Annotated in this window: 16 protein-coding genes; all 16 read left to right on the forward strand. The window is 65.6% G+C overall.

The genetic code is table 11. The features are described 5' to 3' along the window. The first annotated feature begins 57 nt into the window (after positions 1–57). The 16 genes from livH to accD all read left to right on the forward strand — a co-directional run bounded on the left by livH (position 58) and on the right by accD (position 17847). Positions 58–984 carry a high-affinity branched-chain amino acid ABC transporter permease LivH gene (gene livH / locus AC1RQC_RS05740; RefSeq protein ID WP_006161617.1) on the forward strand — a complete coding sequence of 309 codons (927 nt, stop codon included), beginning with the start codon at positions 58–60 and terminating at the stop codon, positions 982–984. A 7-nt stretch (positions 985–991) separates the two neighbouring features. Next, a complete protein-coding gene (locus AC1RQC_RS05745; RefSeq protein WP_492882661.1) occupies positions 992–2266 on the forward strand; it encodes a high-affinity branched-chain amino acid ABC transporter permease LivM in 1275 nt (424 codons plus the stop codon). Further along, on the forward strand, positions 2263–3042 hold the full coding sequence (livG, locus tag AC1RQC_RS05750) for a high-affinity branched-chain amino acid ABC transporter ATP-binding protein LivG (RefSeq protein WP_043348014.1): 780 nt from the start codon (positions 2263–2265) through the stop codon (positions 3040–3042). Before AC1RQC_RS05745 ends, livG begins: the two co-directional genes overlap by 4 nt. Then, the gene (locus tag AC1RQC_RS05755; protein ID WP_043348012.1) at positions 3042–3743 is read left to right on the forward strand and encodes an ABC transporter ATP-binding protein; all 702 of its coding nucleotides are present in this window, start codon (positions 3042–3044) and stop codon (positions 3741–3743) included. The genes livG and AC1RQC_RS05755 overlap by 1 nt, the downstream gene beginning before the upstream one ends. Before the next feature lie 295 nt (positions 3744–4038). Beyond that, complete coding sequence (gene leuC, locus AC1RQC_RS05760; protein ID WP_174428408.1) at positions 4039–5448, forward strand: 3-isopropylmalate dehydratase large subunit; 1410 nt, start codon at positions 4039–4041, stop codon at positions 5446–5448. A gap of 16 nt (positions 5449–5464) precedes the next feature. Beyond that, entirely contained in the window at positions 5465–5596 is a 132-nt protein-coding gene (locus AC1RQC_RS05765) for an entericidin A/B family lipoprotein (RefSeq protein ID WP_006161612.1), read from the forward strand. Between the two features lie 10 nt (positions 5597–5606). Beyond that, complete coding sequence (leuD, locus tag AC1RQC_RS05770; protein ID WP_150993316.1) at positions 5607–6257, forward strand: 3-isopropylmalate dehydratase small subunit; 651 nt, start codon at positions 5607–5609, stop codon at positions 6255–6257. A 48-nt stretch (positions 6258–6305) separates the two neighbouring features. Beyond that, on the forward strand, positions 6306–7373 hold the full coding sequence (gene leuB, locus AC1RQC_RS05775) for a 3-isopropylmalate dehydrogenase (protein ID WP_492376532.1): 1068 nt from the start codon (positions 6306–6308) through the stop codon (positions 7371–7373). A gap of 328 nt (positions 7374–7701) precedes the next feature. Continuing rightward, positions 7702–8838 (forward strand): aspartate-semialdehyde dehydrogenase, encoded by a 1137-nt coding sequence (gene asd, locus AC1RQC_RS05780; RefSeq protein ID WP_492813780.1) that lies wholly within the window; start codon positions 7702–7704, stop codon positions 8836–8838. A gap of 326 nt (positions 8839–9164) precedes the next feature. Then, the gene (locus AC1RQC_RS05785) at positions 9165–12065 is read left to right on the forward strand and encodes a motility hub landmark protein FimV (protein ID WP_492882663.1); all 2901 of its coding nucleotides are present in this window, start codon (positions 9165–9167) and stop codon (positions 12063–12065) included. Between the two features lie 188 nt (positions 12066–12253). Then, a complete protein-coding gene (gene truA / locus AC1RQC_RS05790) occupies positions 12254–13078 on the forward strand; it encodes a tRNA pseudouridine(38-40) synthase TruA (protein WP_492376529.1) in 825 nt (274 codons plus the stop codon). Then, entirely contained in the window at positions 13062–13763 is a 702-nt protein-coding gene (locus AC1RQC_RS05795) for a phosphoribosylanthranilate isomerase (protein WP_492813784.1), read from the forward strand. Before truA ends, AC1RQC_RS05795 begins: the two co-directional genes overlap by 17 nt. Before the next feature lie 127 nt (positions 13764–13890). Continuing rightward, the gene (trpB, locus tag AC1RQC_RS05800) at positions 13891–15084 is read left to right on the forward strand and encodes a tryptophan synthase subunit beta (RefSeq protein WP_043347992.1); all 1194 of its coding nucleotides are present in this window, start codon (positions 13891–13893) and stop codon (positions 15082–15084) included. Then, positions 15084–15992 carry a DNA-methyltransferase gene (locus AC1RQC_RS05805; protein ID WP_043347990.1) on the forward strand — a complete coding sequence of 303 codons (909 nt, stop codon included), beginning with the start codon at positions 15084–15086 and terminating at the stop codon, positions 15990–15992. The genes trpB and AC1RQC_RS05805 overlap by 1 nt, the downstream gene beginning before the upstream one ends. A gap of 2 nt (positions 15993–15994) precedes the next feature. Next, a complete protein-coding gene (gene trpA / locus AC1RQC_RS05810; RefSeq protein ID WP_492376526.1) occupies positions 15995–16792 on the forward strand; it encodes a tryptophan synthase subunit alpha in 798 nt (265 codons plus the stop codon). A gap of 182 nt (positions 16793–16974) precedes the next feature. Beyond that, positions 16975–17847, forward strand: coding sequence for an acetyl-CoA carboxylase, carboxyltransferase subunit beta (gene accD / locus AC1RQC_RS05815; RefSeq protein WP_043347984.1), 873 nt, complete (start codon positions 16975–16977; stop codon positions 17845–17847). The last annotated feature ends 200 nt before the right edge of the window (positions 17848–18047 follow it).

The raw sequence follows: 18047 nt of genomic DNA on the forward strand, positions 1-18047 counted from the left end.
CTTGCGCACCTCCTGCAACGCCGGCGTCTCCAGCTTCAAAGTTATGGGGCTTCCCGCATGAACGAGTTCCTTCCACAGTTTACCCAGCAACTGGTCAATGGCCTGACGCTGGGTGCGATCTATGCGCTGATCGCCATTGGCTACACCATGGTCTATGGCATCATCGGCATGATCAATTTTGCCCACGGCGAGATCTACATGATCGGCGCCTACGTGGGCCTGGTGACGCTCACCGCCATCGGCGCGAGCGCGGGCTATCCGCTGCCGCTGGTGCTGGGCGCCGCCTTGCTGGTGTCCGTCCTGGTCACCGGTTTGTATGGTTTTGCCGTGGAGCGCGTGGCCTACCGGCCCCTGCGCGGCGGTCCGCGGCTGGTGCCGCTGATCTCCGCCATCGGCATGTCGATCTTCCTGCAGAACTACGTGCAGATCGGGCAGGGCGCGCGCGACGTGTCTGTGCCCGTGCTGATCTCCGGCGCCATCGAGTTTCAGATGGGCAGTGACTTCACCGTGACCATGCCGTATTCGCGCCTGCTGATCGTGGGCGTGACGCTGGTGCTGATGATCGCGCTGACGCTATTTATTGGCCACTCGCGCATGGGCCGCGCCTGCCGTGCCTGTGCCGAAGACATGCGCATGGCCAACCTGCTCGGCATCGACACTAACCGCGTGATCTCCTTCACCTTCGTGCTGGGCGCGATGCTGGCGGCGGTGGGCGGCGTGCTGATCGGCCTGACCATCGGCAAGCTCAACCCGTATATCGGCTTCGTGGCCGGCATCAAGGCCTTCACCGCGGCCGTACTGGGCGGCATCGGCAGCATCCCGGGCGCCATGCTCGGCGGCGTGCTGCTGGGCTTGGCCGAGACCTTTGCCTCCGGCTATATGCCGGCCGAGTACAAGGACGTGGTGGCGTTCGGCCTGCTGGTGCTGATCCTGCTGTTCCGCCCGACCGGGCTGCTGGGCAAGCCTGACGTTGAAAAGGTGTGAGGACGCTATGACACAAGCTATTTCTACGCCAATCAGTTTGGCGCAGGGCGCGCCGGCAGGGCAGACCCTGAAGAACGCCATCGTCGCGGCAGTGATGACGGCCATCCTGACCATTCCCGTGCTGGGGCTGCAGCTGAAGCTCGACGGCTACAAGGTCGTGCTCGAGCCGCACTGGCAGCCGGTGTGGCTGGCGGTGGGCGCGGTCTTCCTGTTCCAGCTCTTCAAGCCGCTGTTCCAGCGCGCTACGGCCGGCGTCAAGGTGCCGAGCCTGCCCGCGCTGGGCGCGACCCAGCAGCGCAAGGTGATCTGGCTGCTGCTGGCGGTGGGCCTGGTGTTCCCGTTCTTTGGCTCGCGCGGCGCGGTGGACGTGGCCACGCTGGCACTGATCTACGTGATCCTGGGCCTCGGCCTGAATATCGTGGTGGGCTATGCCGGCCTGCTCGACCTGGGCTACGTCGGCTTCTACGCGGTCGGCGGCTACACCTACGCGCTGCTCAACCAATATTTCGGGCTGACCTTCTGGGAGTGCCTGCCGATCGCCGCCGGCATGTCGGCGCTGTTCGGCTTCGTGCTGGGCTTTCCGGTGCTGAGGCTGCGCGGCGACTACCTGGCCATCGTCACGCTGGGCTTCGGCGAGATCATCCGCCTGCTGCTCAACAACCTGACCAGCCTCACCGGTGGACCGGATGGCGTGTCGGGCATCCCGAAGCCGACCGTGTTCGGCATCGAGATGGCGCGCAGTTCTAGCGTGGAAGGCGTCATGACCTTTCATGAGTTGCTGGGCTGGGACTACAGCGGCGAGCACATGGTGATCTTCCTCTACCTGCTGGCGCTGCTGCTGGTGGGCTTCACGCTGTTCGTCACCAGCCGGCTGATCCGCATGCCGATGGGCCGCGCATGGGAAGCCCTGCGCGAGGATGAAATCGCCTGCCGGTCGCTGGGCTTGAACCCGACCCGCATCAAGCTGTCGGCGTTCACGCTGGGCGCGGCCTTCGCCGGCCTGGGCGGCGCGTTCTTCGCCGCGCGCCAGGGCCTGGTCAATCCCGAATCGTTCACCTTTATCGAGTCCGCGCTGATCCTGGCGGTGGTGGTGCTGGGCGGCATGGGCTCGCAGCTGGGCGTGATCCTGGCCGCTATCCTGCTGACCGCGCTGCCGGAAATGGCGCGCGGCTTCGCCGAGTACCGCATGCTGATTTTCGGCCTGGTGATGGTGCTGATGATGATGTGGCGTCCGCAGGGCCTGCTGCCCGCGAGCCGCCCCCATGTGGAGTTGCCGCAATGAGCCAAGTTCAATCAGCGGAACTGCTGAAAGTCTCCGGCCTGCAGATGCGCTTCGGCGGCCTGCTGGCGGTCGACGGCATCGATTTCGATGTGCGCCGCGATGAGGTCTTCGCCATCATCGGCCCCAACGGCGCGGGCAAGACCACGGTGTTCAATTGCGTGGGCGGCTTTTATAAGCCCACCGCCGGCGAGGTCATGCTGGACGGGCATTCGATCGCCCGCCTGCCGAGCCACCAGGTGGCGCGCCGTGGCCTGGTGCGCACGTTCCAGAACATCCGCTTGTTCAAGCAACTGACGGTGGTCGAGAACCTGCTGGTGGCGCAACACCTGCAGGTACGCTCCGGGCTGCTGCGCGGGCTGTTTGCCACGCCGGCCTACCGCCGTGCCGAGCGCGAGGCGCTGGAGCGTGCCGCGCTGTGGCTCGAGCGCATGGGGCTGCGTGGCGTGGCCAACCGCGAGGCGGGCACGCTGTCGTATGGCCACCAGCGCCGGCTGGAAATCGCGCGCTGCATGATCACCAATCCGCGCCTGCTGATGCTTGACGAGCCGGCTGCCGGCCTCAACCCGCAGGAAAAGGTCGAGCTGTCGCAGCTGATCGACCAGTTGCGGCGCGAGCACAAGATCTCGGTGCTGCTGATCGAGCACGACATGAGTCTGGTGATGGGCGTGTCCGACCGCATCCTGGTGATGGAACACGGCCGCCCGATCCTGGTCGGCAAACCGGCCGAAGTGCGCAACGACCCGCGCGTGATCAAGGCTTACCTGGGAGAGGACTGATGCTGAAGCTGGAACAAGTCCATACCCATTACGGCGCGATCGAAGCGCTGTCTGGCGTATCGATTGAGGTGAACAAGGGCGAGATCGTCACGCTGATCGGCAGCAACGGCGCTGGCAAGACCACGCTGATGATGACCGTGTGCGGCTCGCCGCGCGCGTCGAGCGGGCGCGTGATGTTTGAAGGGCAGGACATCACGCGCCGTCCCACGCACGAGATCATGCGCCTCGGCATGGCGATCTCGCCGGAGGGGCGGCGCGTGTTTCCCAGCCTGACGGTGCTGGACAACCTGAAGATGGGCGCCTTCTTCGGCAAGCGCGACGAGATCGAGGCGGGCGTCGAGCACGTCTATAAGCTCTTCCCACGGCTCAAGCAGCGCTCCACGCAACGCGCCGGCACCATGTCCGGCGGCGAGCAGCAGATGCTGGCCATCGGCCGCGCACTGATGAGCCGGCCCCGCCTGCTGTTGCTGGACGAGCCGACGCTCGGCCTGGCACCGCTGGTGATCGCACAGATCTTCGACATCATCCGGACCATTCGTGACGAGGGCGTCACAGTGTTCCTGGTCGAGCAGAACGCCAACAAGGCGCTGGGCGTGGCGGATCGCGGCTATGTGCTGGAGACGGGGCGCGTGGTGCTGGCGGACACCGGCGCCAATCTGCTGGCCAACGACCGCATCAAGAGCGCTTACCTGGGCGGTTGAGCCCAGTTTTTCTCCCGCTCACCCGCCTGGCGGGCGAGCGGGAGAAGACCCTCGCCATTCCCCCTTTTCGCCATCGGCGAAATCCCCCTTTCGCCAATCACATTACATTTCCGCCGCCGCGCAGGCCGGCCACGGCCCGGTCGCGCGCTATCGCTGTGGCATAATCGATTGTGAAGTCAAGCATCGCAGCAAGCCGCATTTCGTTGCCCGCGTTCCTGCGAAAAATCCCCCAAACTACCGCGCGACGCCGCCAACCGTGCTGTACCAAACGGTCCCGGCCCGCCCCCCCTGCATCATGGCCAAGACGCTTTACGACAAACTTTGGGATGACCACACCGTGCACGTCGAGGATGACGGCACCACGATGCTGTACATCGATCGCCATCTGCTGCACGAAGTCACCAGCCCGCAGGCGTTCGAAGGCCTGAAGCTGGCGCAGCGCCCGGTCTGGCGCATCAGCGCCAACCTGGCGGTGTCGGACCACAACGTGCCGACCACGGATCGTAGCCAGGGCATTGCCGATCCGGTGTCGAAGCTGCAGGTGGATACGCTGGATAACAACTGCGACGCGTACGGCATCACCCAGTTCAAGATGAACGACCTGCGCCAGGGCATCGTGCACGTGATCGGGCCGGAGCAGGGCGCTACGCTGCCGGGCATGACGGTGGTCTGCGGCGATTCGCATACCAGCACGCACGGCGCGTTTGGCGCGCTGGCGCACGGCATCGGCACCTCCGAGGTGGAGCACGTGCTGGCCACGCAGACGTTGCTGGGCAAGAAGGCCAAGAACATGCTGGTGCGCGTGGAAGGCAAGCTGCCGCGCGGATGCACCGCCAAGGACATCGTGCTGGCGGTGATCGGCAAGATCGGCACCGCGGGCGGCACCGGCTACACCATCGAGTTCGCCGGCTCGGCCATTCGCGACCTGAGCATGGAAGGGCGCATGACGGTGTGCAACATGGCCATCGAGGCGGGCGCGCGCGCTGGCCTGGTGGCGGTGGACGATGTCACGCTCGAGTACGTCAAGGGCCGCCCGTTCTCGCCGCAGGGCGTGGAGTGGGAGCAGGCCGTGGGCTACTGGCGCACGCTGCATTCGGACGCCGGTGCGCATTTCGACCAGGTGGTCGAGCTGCGCGCGGAAGAGGTCCGTCCGCAGGTGACCTGGGGCACCTCGCCCGAGATGGTGGTCAGCATCGAGGACCGCGTGCCGGATCCCGAGAAGGAAAAGGACCCGAACAAGCGCAACGCCATGGAGCGCGCGCTCGAGTACATGGGCCTGCAGCCCAACGTGCCAGTGGACAGCATCAAGATCGACAAGGTCTTTATCGGTTCCTGCACCAATTCCCGCATCGAAGACATGCGTGCCGCTGCGTGGGTCGTGCAAAAACTGGGACGGCGCGTGGCTTCCAACGTGAAGCTGGCGATGGTGGTGCCGGGCTCGGGCCTGGTCAAGGAGCAGGCCGAGCGTGAAGGGCTGGACAAGGTCTTCAAGGCCGCGGGTTTTGAGTGGCGCGAGCCGGGCTGCTCGATGTGCCTGGCCATGAATGCCGACCGCCTGGAGGCGGGCGAGCGCTGCGCGTCGACTTCGAACCGCAACTTCGAAGGGCGCCAGGGCGCCGGTGGCCGGACTCACCTGGTGAGCCCGGCGATGGCCGCCGCGGCTGCCATCGAAGGCCACTTCGTCGATATCCGCCAGCTCAGCTAATTCGCGCAGGCTCATCATGAAACAAGCCCTGATTGTGTTGCTCGCATGCCTGGGCATGCTGCAACTGGCCGGCTGCCATACGATGGCCGGCCTTGGCAAGGACACACAGGCCGCAGGCCGCTCGCTCGAAAGCGCGGCAAAGAAGTAAGGAACCGACCATGGACAAGTTCACTGTACACAGCGGGCTCACGGTGCCGCTGGACCGCGAGAACGTCGACACCGACGCCATCATCCCCAAGCAATTCCTCAAGTCGATCAAGCGCACCGGCTTTGGCCCGAACCTGTTCGACGAATGGCGCTACAAGGATGTGGGCCAGCCCGGGCAAGACAACAGCCTCCGCCCGCTGAACCCGGACTTCGTGCTCAACCAGCCGCGCTACCAGGGCGGCTCGATCCTGCTGGCCCGCCGCAACTTCGGCTGCGGCAGCTCGCGCGAGCACGCTCCCTGGGCGCTGACGCAATATGGCTTTCGCGCCGTGATCGCGCCGAGCTTTGCCGACATCTTCTTCAACAACTGCTACAAGAACGGCCTGCTGCCGGTGGTGCTGACCGAGTTGCAGGTCGACCACATCTTCAACGAGACCAATGCGTTCAACGGCTACAAGCTGACCATCGATCTCGATAAGCAACTGGTGGTCACGCCGGGCGGCAACAGCTACCCGTTCGACATCGCGCCGTTCCGCAAGTACTGCATGCTCAACGGCTTTGACGATATCGGCCTGTCCCTGCGCCATGCCGACAAGATCAAGGCGTATGAGGCCGAGCGCGTGGCCAGGATGCCGTGGTTGAACAACCGCGTGGTCGGCTGAGGCCGGCTGGTACGCTGAGACGCTGAGACAAAACAAGGAAGACAAAGCATGAAAATCGCAGTCCTGCCGGGTGACGGCATCGGTCCCGAGATCATCGCGGAGGCCGTCAAGGTCCTGAACGCGCTCGACGAAAAATTCGAGATGGAAACCGCCCCGGTGGGCGGCGCCGGCTACGAGGCCAGCGGCCATCCGCTGCCCGACGCCACGCTCAAGCTGGCCCAGGAAGCCGACGCCATCCTGTTCGGCGCCGTGGGCGACTGGAAGTACGACAAGCTGGATCGCCCGCTGCGTCCCGAGCAGGCCATCCTCGGCCTGCGCAAGCACCTGCAGCTGTTCGCCAACTTCCGTCCGGCGATCTGCTATCCGGAACTGACTGGTGCGTCCAGCCTGAAGCCCGAGCTGGTGGCCGGCCTGGACATCCTGATCGTGCGCGAGCTGAACGGCGACATCTACTTTGGCCAGCCGCGCGGCATGCGCGAAGCCCCGGACGGTCCTTTCAAGGGCGCACGCGAAGGCTTCGATACCATGCGCTACAGCGAGCCGGAAATCCGCCGCATCGCCCACGTGGCCTTCCAGGCCGCGGCCAAGCGCGGCAAGAGGCTGTGCAGCGTGGACAAGGCCAACGTGCTCGAGACTTTCCAGTTCTGGAAGGACGTCGTGATCGACGTGCACAAGGAATACCCGGAAGTCGAGCTGTCGCACATGTACGTGGACAACGCGGCCATGCAGCTGGTCAAGGCGCCCAAGAGCTTCGACGTGATCGTCACCGGCAATATGTTCGGCGACATCCTGTCGGACGAGGCTGCCATGCTGACGGGTTCGATCGGCATGCTGCCGTCGGCTTCGCTGGACGCCAACAACAAGGGCCTGTACGAACCGTCGCACGGCTCCGCTCCGGACATCGCGGGCAAGGGCGTGGCCAATCCGCTGGCCACCATCCTGTCGGCGGCGATGATGCTGCGCTTCTCGCTGAACCGCGCCGAACAGGCCGACCGCATCGAGAACGCCGTCAAGAAGGTGCTGGCCCAGGGCTATCGCACCGGCGACATCCTGACGCCGGGCTGCAAGCAAGTCGGCACGCGTGAAATGGGCGAGGCCGTGCTCGCGGCCCTGTAAGCCGCATTAAAGTTAAAAAGGCGCCGCATGCGGCGCCTTTTCTTTCATTTGTCCCCGATTTCCCCCGTGTGGCAGCGCCACAAAATCGTGTAGACTTCGCGAATGGTCCGAATCTTCCAGTCCCCCTCGACTGCCATCGCCGCCCCGGTTGCTACCCGCAGCCCGGTTGGCCTGGGTTCGCACGGCCACCCGCTTACCGCAACGACGATTAAAACCATTACTACCAAAACGATCGGCTAGATCGTTCGTCGTGCCTGCTCGTCTTCCCCGCGCAGTCACGTCGGGCGAGGAAAGCGCGGGGAAGTTCAAATCACATCCGAGGTTAGTCATGATTGTAGGTCTCGTCGGCTGGCGAGGAATGGTCGGCAGCGTCCTGATGCAACGCATGCAGGAAGAGCGCGATTTCGACCATATCGAGCCCGTATTCTTCAGCACGTCCAACGCTGGCGGCCAGGCTCCGGCCATGGCCAAGAATGAAACCAAGCTCAAGGATGCGAACGACATCGAAGCGCTGAAGAAGTGCGACGTTGTCCTCACCGCCCAGGGCGGTGACTACACCAACGAGATTTTCCCGCAGCTGCGCGCAGCTGGCTGGAAGGGCTACTGGATCGACGCGGCTTCCTCGCTGCGGATGAAGGACGATGCCATCATCGTGCTGGATCCGGTCAACCTTGGTGTCATCAAGGACGCGCTCACGAAGGGCGTCAAGAATTTCATCGGCGGCAACTGCACGGTCAGCTGCATGATGATGGGCCTGGGCGGCCTGTTCCAGCACGACCTGATCGACTGGATGACGTCCATGACCTACCAGGCTGCCTCGGGCGGTGGCGCGCAGCACATGCGCGAGCTGCTGACGCAGTTCGGCACGCTCAACGCGTCGGTCAAGTCGCTGCTGGATAACCCGGCATCGGCCATCCTGGAAATCGACCGCACCATCCTTGCAACCCAGCACGGCCTGTCCGCGGACGAAACCAAGCAGTTCGGCGTGCCGCTCGCTGGCAACCTGATTCCCTGGATCGACAAGGACCTGGGCAACGGCGTGTCGAAGGAAGAATGGAAGGCCGGCGCCGAGACCAACAAGATCCTGGGTCGCGGCGAAGGCTTCCTGGGCGCGACCGGCGCTGCGCCGATCGCCGTGGACGGCCTGTGCGTGCGCATTGGCGCCATGCGCTGCCATTCGCAGGCGCTGACCATCAAGCTGCGCCGCGACGTGCCGCTCGATGAGATCGAAGCCATGCTGGCCGAAAACAACCAGTGGGCCAAGGTGGTGCCGAATACCCGTGAGGCCAGCATGACCGACCTCACGCCGGCCGCCGTGACCGGCACCCTGACCATTCCGGTGGGACGCCTGCGCAAGATGCAGATGGGCGGAGAATACCTCTCGGCCTTCACCGTCGGCGACCAGCTGCTGTGGGGCGCCGCCGAGCCCCTGCGTCGTATGCTGCGCATCCTGATCGAAGCCTGAGCCAGGGACTTGCTCCCAAGCAGCGCTTGAGTCATGTCTTGGTCCATGTCTTGAGGCTCCGCGCAAGGCCTCCGTGGTTCCGTTGCAGCAAGGCAACAGAAACCACGGGCTTTGATAACAACGCCGCGCCTGTGCGCGGCGTTGTCACGCCCAGCCGCCTATTTTTCCCGGTGTTGCGTCACAATACAGGCGGCATATGCCGGGCTGCGGGGCGGTCATCCGCACGTCCGTACAAGTTGGCGCGGGGCTCAGTCGGGACGCTAACTTGCTGCGCTAAACCATTGATGTTAAGTTAATTTCACTACTAGAACACAACGGAGCACAAGGTGAGTGTGAGCCAACATCGCCGGAAAGATGCGCCTACCGCCCGCCAGCGCTGGTCAACGCTGGCCTTCACGGCACTCGGTTTGCTGCTCGCGCAGCCGGCCGCGTATGCCGCGGGGTTTGGGCAATTGCGGGTACAGTCGAATCTGGGTCAGCCGCTGCAAGCGGAAATCGATATTAGCGGCGTCAGTGCGGAAGAAGCGGACGGCCTGGCCGTCAAGCTGGCGTCGCCCGATGCATATGCCAAGGCCGGCCTGACATATCTGCCTGCGGTCAGCAGCCTGCGGCTGCAGGTCGAGCGCCGCCCCAATGGGAGCTATGTGGCACGGGTCCGGTCAACCCAGCCGCTCAGCGAGCCCTTTGTCGACATCCTGGTCGACATGACATGGGCGAGCGGCAAGGTGTCGCGCGCGTATACCTTCCTGCTGGATCCGGCAGGAGCCAAGCCTTCCAACCAGACATTCTCGCCAACCACCGTAGTGCAGGCGGGCACGCCCGACGAATCGGGCGCCACCAGCCCGGCGGCGCCCGCGCCAAGCGCCGCGCCCGTGCCCGCGCCGTCGGTGCAGGCTCCGCCTCCCGTGGCGGCCAGCCCGGCGCCACGGCCCCAGGCCAAGGCTCCAGCGCCGCGTGCGCACCGCGCCGCCACGCAGGCTTCGGCGGACGGTGCTGCCGCGGCTGGCGGCACCTACACCGTGCAGCGAGGCGACAACCTCTCCGCCATTGCCGGCGAGGCGTCCCAGGGACAGGATTCGGTATCGCTGGACCAGATGCTGGTCGCGCTTTATCGCAACAATCCGAACGCCTTCGTTGGCGGCAATATGAACCGCCTAAAGGCGGGCGCCGTGCTCAAGGTGCCTAGCCAGCAAGAAGCGCAATCGGTCACGCCCCGCGCGGCACGCCGCGAAGTGGTGGCGCGCACGCAGGGCTTCGACGCTTACCGCAGCCGCCTGGCTACGGCGGCGGCGGGGCGCTCGGTCGAGGCCGGCAGTGGCCGCGAACAGTCGGGCAACGTCACCGCGCGCGTGCAGGAACAGGCCGCCCCGGCCGCCGGCCCACGCGACGAGCTCAAGCTCAGCAAGCCCGATCGTGCCAGCCAAGCTGCTGCCGCTGCGGCAACCGAAGCCACTATCGCCAAGGAGCGCCAACTCAAGGAGGCCGAGGCACGCCTCGCGCAGCTTGAGAAGAACGTGACCGACATGCAGCGGCTGGTCGAGCTGAAGAACGCCGAGATCGCCAAGCTGGCCCAGGTACAGAAGGGGGCGGGCAAGGACTCGGCCGCCGCACCTGCAGCTCCCGCCGCCGCACCTGCCGTGGTTCCGGCTGAGGCCGCTAAGGCCGACGCTGCCGCGCCGGCCCCGGCCCCGGCCCCGGCAACGGCAACGGCCAGCGCTGGCACCAGCGCGGCCACGGCCGCCGCGGCAGCGGCGCCGCTCGCAGCATCCCCGGCGTCCGCGCCTGCGGCCACCGCTGACGCCAGTAGTGCTGGCACGAATGCCGCGGACGCCACCGTTGCGGCTGCCGCCAGGCCTGCTGCCGCTTCCGCGCCTGCCGCCAAGCGCCCGCCGGTCGTGACGCAGCCCGCGCCGGTGGCCCAGCCGTCCTTCATCGAAGACCTGCTTGCCAATCCGATGCTGCTGCCAGGCGGCGGACTCTTGATTGCCCTGCTGGGCGGCTACGCGATCTATCGCCGGCGCCAGCAACAGAAGACCAGCGACAGCGCGGCCTTCGGGGACAGCATCCTGTCGCAGGAAAGCACCGTCATGGCCGGCGGCAATTCGCTGTTCGGCACCGCGGGCGGGCAGAGCGTGGACACCTCGCAGCACAGCGTGTTCGGAGCGGATTTCCGCATTGGCAACAATGCCGCGGAAGCCAACGAGGTCGATCCGATCGCCGAGGCCGATGTCTATATCGCCTACGGGCGCGATGTGCAGGCCGAGGAAATCCTGCGCGAAGCCTTGCAGCAAAACCCTGAGCGCCAGGCGATCCGCCTCAAGCTCATGGAGATTTACAACACTCGTCAGGATGTGGAAGGTTTTCGCGTGATTGCAGAAGAAATGTTCGCCCAGACTGGAGGACACGGGGCGGAGTGGACACAGGCAGCGGAGATGGGGCGTAGCCTCGATCCGAACAATGCCTTGTACTTGAATGTGGCGCCCGATGTCGCGTCGGTTGACACCACTACCTTGCCGGCCGATCAGTGGCGCACCCACGATCCGTCGCAAGACCTGGCGGCGGCACCGCGTGAAACCCCGCTGGCGGACCTGGCAGACTTCGCGCTGCCGCTGGATGGGTTCCCCGCGCCGGCAGCCGGTGCGCCGATCACCGCGCCCGAGTCCGCCTCGCGCGTGTTCGGCAATGGCGAGGCGGCGCCTTCGGCGCTAGCCGCGCGCCTGGACGATGGCCTTGGCCTGGATCTGCCCGAGGCCGATGCCATCGGTGCTCATGACGGTCATGACGACATCCCGGCGCTGGATACGCCTACGCGTAGCCGTCCGCTCGACTTCGACATGTCCGGCATCTCGCTGGACCTCAGTCCGGCGGGCCATGCCGACGCGCGTGCCGACAGCCCGGCGCAAGTGCATGACGAGGCACGTTCCTCGTTCGGCTCGTCCCTGCCGGCGCCGACCATGCTGCGCGACGGCAAGCTGTCCGAGCCGATCGATCTGTCCCGCGTGAGTGCGGAAAGCGGGCTCGACACGGCGCGCGGCATCTCGCCGAGCACGTTGTCGGCCGACTCCGCCGATGGTGGCCGCGACATGCAGATCAAGTTCGACCTGGCCCGCGCCTATATCGAGATCGGCGACAAGGAAGGCGCGCGGGAATTGCTGCAGGAAGTGGTGGAGCAGTCGCAGGACCCGCTGCTGACCGAAGCCAAGACTTTGCTGCGGGACGTGGCCTGACAGCCAAGCTGTAGAATGGCGGGCTGTGCGCAAGCGATGCGCCCGGCAGCTCGCCACCAATGCGCCGGGAGCGTGGCTCCCGGCGCATTTGTTTTTTTGCGAGCCGGCAGCCGGGCGATCCTCATCGGCGCCGCGCCGTTTTCGCTAGCTCCCGTTGATCGTCAATTTCCGTCGTCAATTTCCGCCCCATGACCCGCATTGCCCTCGGCCTCCACTATGACGGCGCCGCCTTCTCCGGCTGGCAGTCGCAACCGCACCGCAATACGGTGCAGGACCGGCTCGAGGACGCCATCGCGCAGTTCGCCGGCAGCCGGGTGCCGACCACGGTGGCGGGCCGCACCGATACCGGCGTGCACGCGCTCGGCCAGGTGATCCACATCGACACCGAGCTGACGCGCGAACCGTTTTCCTGGGTGCGCGGCGTCAACGCCTTCCTGCCGCCCAGCATCTCGCTGCAATGGGCCAAGCCGGTGGACGACAGCTTCCATGCGCGTTTCCTGGCCTTCGAGCGCATGTATTACTACGCGCTCTACGTGGGGCCGCACCGTGTGCCGCTGGTGCACGGCAGGGCGGGCTACCTGATGCTTCCGCCAGGCAAGGGCCTGGACGTCGACGCCATGCGCACGGCCGCGGGCTGCCTGCTGGGCGAGCACGATTTCTCGGCCTTTCGCGCCGCCGAGTGCCAGGCGAAGTCGCCGGTCAAGACCATGTACGACATCACCTTGAAGGCCGACGGCGACTGGTTGTTCGTGCGCTTTCGCGCCAGCGCCTTCCTGCACCACATGGTGCGTAACCTGATGGGTTGCCTGGTGGCGGTAGGGCGGGGGCGCAACCCGCCGGAGTGGCTGGCCGAAGTGCTGGCAGGGCGCAACCGCGCCAAGGCAGCGCCCACTTTCATGCCCGACGGCCTTTACCTGGCCGGGGTGAAGTATCCTGAGCAGTACCAGATCCCGGTCGCCGAGACGGCCGCCAGCCTGTTTCATGGAGTGTTTGCCAATGACCCAGTTGCCTGAAGCAGGCAGCGCGCCGCGCCGCACCCGCATCAAGATCTGCGGGCTGACGCGCGAGGACGATGTCCGCGCCGCGGTCGATGCCGGCGCCGACGCGATCGGCCTGGTGCTCTATCCGGGCAGCCCGCGCTTTGTCGAGGTGGCACGCGCCGCAGCGCTGGCCGAAGCCGCCGGCCCCTTCGTGTCGGTGGTGGGCCTGTTTGTCAATGCCGAGGCCGATCATATTGCCCATGTGGTGGAGCGTGTGCCGCTTACGCTACTGCAATTCCACGGCGACGAGCGCCCCGAGGACTGCGCCCTGGTGGCCCAGCGCTGCCGGCTGCCGTTTCTGCGTGCGGCACGCGTGCAGCCGGGCCTCGATTTGGTAGAATTCGCGGATCTGCATCGTGATGCCGCTGCCTTGCTGCTTGATGCCTTCGTCGAAGGCTACGGCGGTGGCGGGCACGTCTTCGACTGGACCCTGATACCCCCGGCATGGCTTCCGCCCACCCACAACCCGACCGCAAGCGCCGCTCCTCGGATCGTTTTGAGTGGTGGGTTGAACGCGCAAAACGTCGCTGGCGCGATTGAGCGCGTGCGGCCCTACGCTGTCGATGTAAGCAGCGGCGTGGAGGCTGCCAAAGGCGTGAAAGACCACGCCAGGATTGCCGCCTTCGTGCGCGCGGTGCGCAGCGCGGATGCCGGGTGAGTCAAGTCGCCGTCCAGGCGCTCGGCCTCCCGCATATCCCCCGCAAACCGCACCTGCCCCGCGCACGACCCTAACGTCATCGGGCCCCTGCCAGAACGGCAAGGGCCCTGTTCAGAAGAGCTGACTCATGTACGACCTGCCCGATTCCCGTGGCCATTTCGGCCCCTATGGTGGTTCCTTTGTATCCGAGACCCTGGTGCACGCGCTGGACGAACTGCGCGAAGCCTATGCGCACTTCCAGAAGGATCCTGAGTTCGACGCGGAGTACCGCCGCGAGCTGAAGCATTTCGTCGGCCGCCCCTCGCCGATCTATCACGCACAGCGCTGGAGCGAGATGCTCGGCGGCGCGCAGATCTATCTGAAGCGCGAAGACCTCAACCACACCGGCGCCCACAAGATCAATAACGTGATCGGCCAGGCACTGCTGGCCAAGCGCATGGGCAAGCCGCGCGTGATCGCCGAGACCGGCGCCGGCCAGCACGGCGTGGCCACCGCGACCATCGCCGCGCGTTTCGGCATGGAGTGCGTGGTCTACATGGGCTCGGAAGACGTCAAGCGCCAGGCTGCCAACGTCTACCGCATGAAGCTGCTGGGTGCCACCGTGGTGCCGGTCGAAAGCGGCTCCAAGACCCTCAAGGACGCGCTCAATGAAGCCATGCGCGACTGGGTCACCAACGTCGAGAACACCTTCTACATCATCGGCACCGTGGCCGGCCCGCATCCTTACCCGATGATGGTGCGCGACTTCCAGTGCGTGATCGGCGAAGAGGCCAAGGTGCAGATGCCGGAGATGACGGGCCGCCAGCCCGATGCCGTGATCGCCTGCGTGGGTGGTGGCTCCAATGCCATGGGCATCTTCTATCCGTACATCGAGCACAAGGATGTGCGCCTGATCGGCGTGGAAGCCGCTGGCGACGGCCTGGAAACCGGCCGCCACGCCGCCGCGCTGATCGGCGGCACGCCGGGCGTGCTGCATGGCAACCGCACCTACCTGCTGCAGGACGCCAACGGCCAGATCATCGAGACCCATTCGATCTCCGCCGGCCTGGACTATCCCGGCGTCGGCCCCGAGCACGCATGGCTCAAGGATATCGGCCGCGCCGAGTATGTCCCGATCACCGATGAGGAAGCGCTGAAGGCTTTCCACGACTGTTGCCGCATCGAAGGGATCATCCCGGCGCTGGAGTCCAGCCACGCCATCGCCTACGCGTGCAAGCTCGCGCCCACGCTGCCCAAGGACAAGCTGCTGCTGGTGAACCTGTCCGGCCGTGGCGACAAGGACATGCATACCGTGGCCGAGCGTTCGGGGCTGACCCTCTGATGCGCGACTTTCTCCCGCCGGGCGCCGCTGAAGGCGGCGCCCCGTCCGCGCCCATCGCCGCACCGCAACTGACGCTTTACCAGGAAGACGTGCTGGAGGGCATCAAGCGCATAGCCGACGGCTCCATCGACCTGATCGTGGCTGATCCGCCCTATGGCCTGGGCAAGGACTACGGCAATGACTCCGATCGCCTGTCCGGGGACGCCTACCTGGAATGGTCCGCGAGCTGGATCGATGCGGTGGTGCCCAAGCTGGCGCCGCGCGCCTCGCTCTATCTGTTCTGCACCTGGCAATACTCGCCGGAGCTGTTCGTGATGCTCAAGCAGCGCCTGACCATGATCAACGAGATCATCTGGGACCGGCGCGTGCCTAGCATGGGCGGCACCACGCGCAAGTATTCCTCGGTGCACGACAACATCGGCTTTTTTGCCCGGGCCCGCGACTACTACTTCGACCTCGACCCGGTGCGCGTGCCGTACGACGCCGAGACCAAGAAGGCGCGCAGCCGTCCGCGCTTCGAGGGCAAGAAGTGGCTGGAGGTTGGCTATAACCCTAAGGACCTGTGGAGCGTGCCGCGCATCCACCGGCAGGATCCGGAGCGCGCCAATCACCCGACCCAGAAGCCGTTGCATATCGTGCAACGCATGGTGCTGGCCAGCTGCCCGCCGGGCGGGCTGGTGCTCGATCCGTTCACCGGCAGCGGCACCACCGCCGTAGCCTGCGCGTTGCACGGGCGCCGCTTCGTCGGCTTCGAGATGAATCCCGACTATGTCGACGTGGCGCGCGCGCGCGTCGCGGCATGCATTACGACGCCGCAGGCCGCGCCCGCTACCCTGAACATCGCAGCCGCGAACGATGAGCCCCTGCTGGCTGCTTCGTCCACGCCGCTGCCCACTCTCGCTCAATGACCATGTCCCGAATCAAAACGACTTTCGCGGCGCTGGCCGCGCAGAACAAGAAGGGCCTGATTCCGTTCATCACCGCTGGTGACCCCGAGCCCGGCCTGACCGTCGCGCTGATGCACGCGCTGGTGGCGGGCGGGGCCGACGTGATCGAGCTTGGCGTGCCGTTTTCCGACCCGATGGCCGACGGCCCGGTGATTCAGCGTGCCTCCGAGCGCGCGCTTGCGCAGGGCGTGACGCTGACCAAGGTGCTGGCCTGGGTGGCCGAGTTCCGCCAGACCAACGCGGCGACACCCGTGGTGCTGATGGGCTACGCCAACCCGATCGAGCGCATGGGCGAGGAAACCTTCGCCAAGGCCGCGCGCGCCGCCGGTGTCGATGGCGTGCTGGTGGTCGACTATCCGCCCGAGGAGTGCGAGTCCTTCGCCGCGCAGATGCGTGCCAACGAGATGGACCCGATCTTCCTGCTGGCACCGACTTCCACCGACGATCGCATCGAAGCCGTGGCCAAGCTGGCCAGCGGCTACCTGTACTACGTGTCGCTCAAAGGCGTAACCGGTTCGGCCACCATCGACCTCGACAGCGTGGCCGAGCGCATTCCGCTGATCAAGCGCCATGCCAACCTGCCGGTGGGCGTGGGCTTCGGCATCCGCGACGCGCAGACCGCGCGCACGATCGGCAGCGTGGCCGACGCCGTGGTGATCGGCAGCCGCCTGGTGCAATTGCTGGAAGATGCGCCGCGCGACCAGGCGGTACAATCGCTGCGGTCGTTCATCGCGGAAATCCGCCAGGCGCTGGATGCCTGAATGTGATTGAAGTGCCGCTGCCCGTGTCGACGCACGGGCGGTGAATGCAGCAAAAAACACGGATTTTGACGGCCGTTGTGCCGCAACAGGCGCATCGCCCCGGCGGAACGGGGACTGCGGACCGCAGGCATGGTAAATTCGCGGCCTGACATGTTCCGCACATGTGCCGAAAGGAGCCTTTCATGAGCTGGTTGGATAAACTCCTCCCTCCCAAGATTCAACAGACCGACCCCTCCACCCGCAAGGGCATTCCGGAAGGGCTGTGGGTCAAATGCCCGTCGTGCGAGTCGGTGTTGTACCGGACCGACGTCGAGGCCAACCTCCACGTCTGCCCCAAGTGCGACCACCATATGCGCATCCGCGCCCGCGCCCGCCTCGACGGGCTGCTGGACGCCGAAGGCCGCTATGAAATCGGCCAGGAAATCCTGCCGGTCGACGCACTGAAGTTCAAGGACACCAAGAAGTACCCGGACCGCATCAAGGCCGCCATGGACGACACCGGCGAGACCGATGCCATGGTCGTGATCGGCGGCGCCATTCACACCATTCCGGTCGTGGTGAGCTGCTTCGAGTTCGAATTCATGGGCGGCTCCATGGGCTCGGTGGTGGGCGAGCGCTTCGTGCGTGGCGCCCAGGCGGCGCTGGAGCAGAAGGTGCCGTTCATCTGCATTACCGCCACGGGCGGCGCACGCATGCAGGAAAGCCTGCTGTCGCTGCTGCAGATGGCCAAGACCACGTCCATGCTGAACCAGCTGTCGAATGCCAAGCTGCCGTTCATCAGCGTGTTGACCGATCCCACCATGGGTGGTGTTTCGGCCAGCTTTGCGTTCCTGGGCGATGTGGTGATTGCTGAGCCCAAGGCGCTGATCGGCTTTGCCGGTCCCCGCGTGATCGAGCAGACCGTGCGCGAGAAGCTGCCTGAGGGCTTCCAGCGGGCTGAATTCCTGTTGCAGAAGGGTGCGATCGATATGATTGTCGATCGTCGCAAGCTGCGGGATGAGTTGGCGCAGTTGCTGGCTTTGCTGCAGAAGCAGCCGGCGGATGCGGTGGCATAAGGGTTGGGTTGGTTGATGGTGATTAGGCGCGGACTGGGATGTTCGCGCTTTTTCGCTTTATGGGGTGGGGGCTTGGCTGCAACTGCAAAATCAGCTTCAGCTACAACCGCTTAACTTCAAGGGCAACTGCAGTTTCACCTCCCCTGCGGGGAGGCGACCTACTTTCTTGTCTCGCCAAGAAAGTAGGCAAAGAAGCGACC

Source organism: Cupriavidus sp. GW822-FHT03E04, assembly GCF_058801495.1.

Excerpts from the sequence above, each read along its gene's own strand:
- leuD (WP_150993316.1), top strand. The coding sequence starts at position 5,607 with ATGGACAAGTTCACTGTACACAGCGGGCTCACGGTGCCGCTGGACCGC.
- livH (WP_006161617.1), top strand. The coding sequence starts at position 58 with ATGAACGAGTTCCTTCCACAGTTTACCCAGCAACTGGTCAATGGCCTG.
- AC1RQC_RS05765 (WP_006161612.1), top strand. The coding sequence starts at position 5,465 with ATGAAACAAGCCCTGATTGTGTTGCTCGCATGCCTGGGCATGCTGCAA.
- AC1RQC_RS05805 (WP_043347990.1), top strand. The coding sequence starts at position 15,084 with ATGCGCGACTTTCTCCCGCCGGGCGCCGCTGAAGGCGGCGCCCCGTCC.
- AC1RQC_RS05795 (WP_492813784.1), top strand. The coding sequence starts at position 13,062 with ATGACCCAGTTGCCTGAAGCAGGCAGCGCGCCGCGCCGCACCCGCATC.
- livG (WP_043348014.1), top strand. The coding sequence starts at position 2,263 with ATGAGCCAAGTTCAATCAGCGGAACTGCTGAAAGTCTCCGGCCTGCAG.
- AC1RQC_RS05745 (WP_492882661.1), top strand. The coding sequence starts at position 992 with ATGACACAAGCTATTTCTACGCCAATCAGTTTGGCGCAGGGCGCGCCG.
- asd (WP_492813780.1), top strand. The coding sequence starts at position 7,702 with ATGATTGTAGGTCTCGTCGGCTGGCGAGGAATGGTCGGCAGCGTCCTG.
- leuC (WP_174428408.1), top strand. The coding sequence starts at position 4,039 with ATGGCCAAGACGCTTTACGACAAACTTTGGGATGACCACACCGTGCAC.
- accD (WP_043347984.1), top strand. The coding sequence starts at position 16,975 with ATGAGCTGGTTGGATAAACTCCTCCCTCCCAAGATTCAACAGACCGAC.
- leuB (WP_492376532.1), top strand. The coding sequence starts at position 6,306 with ATGAAAATCGCAGTCCTGCCGGGTGACGGCATCGGTCCCGAGATCATC.
- trpB (WP_043347992.1), top strand. The coding sequence starts at position 13,891 with ATGTACGACCTGCCCGATTCCCGTGGCCATTTCGGCCCCTATGGTGGT.
- truA (WP_492376529.1), top strand. The coding sequence starts at position 12,254 with ATGACCCGCATTGCCCTCGGCCTCCACTATGACGGCGCCGCCTTCTCC.
- trpA (WP_492376526.1), top strand. The coding sequence starts at position 15,995 with ATGTCCCGAATCAAAACGACTTTCGCGGCGCTGGCCGCGCAGAACAAG.
- AC1RQC_RS05755 (WP_043348012.1), top strand. The coding sequence starts at position 3,042 with ATGCTGAAGCTGGAACAAGTCCATACCCATTACGGCGCGATCGAAGCG.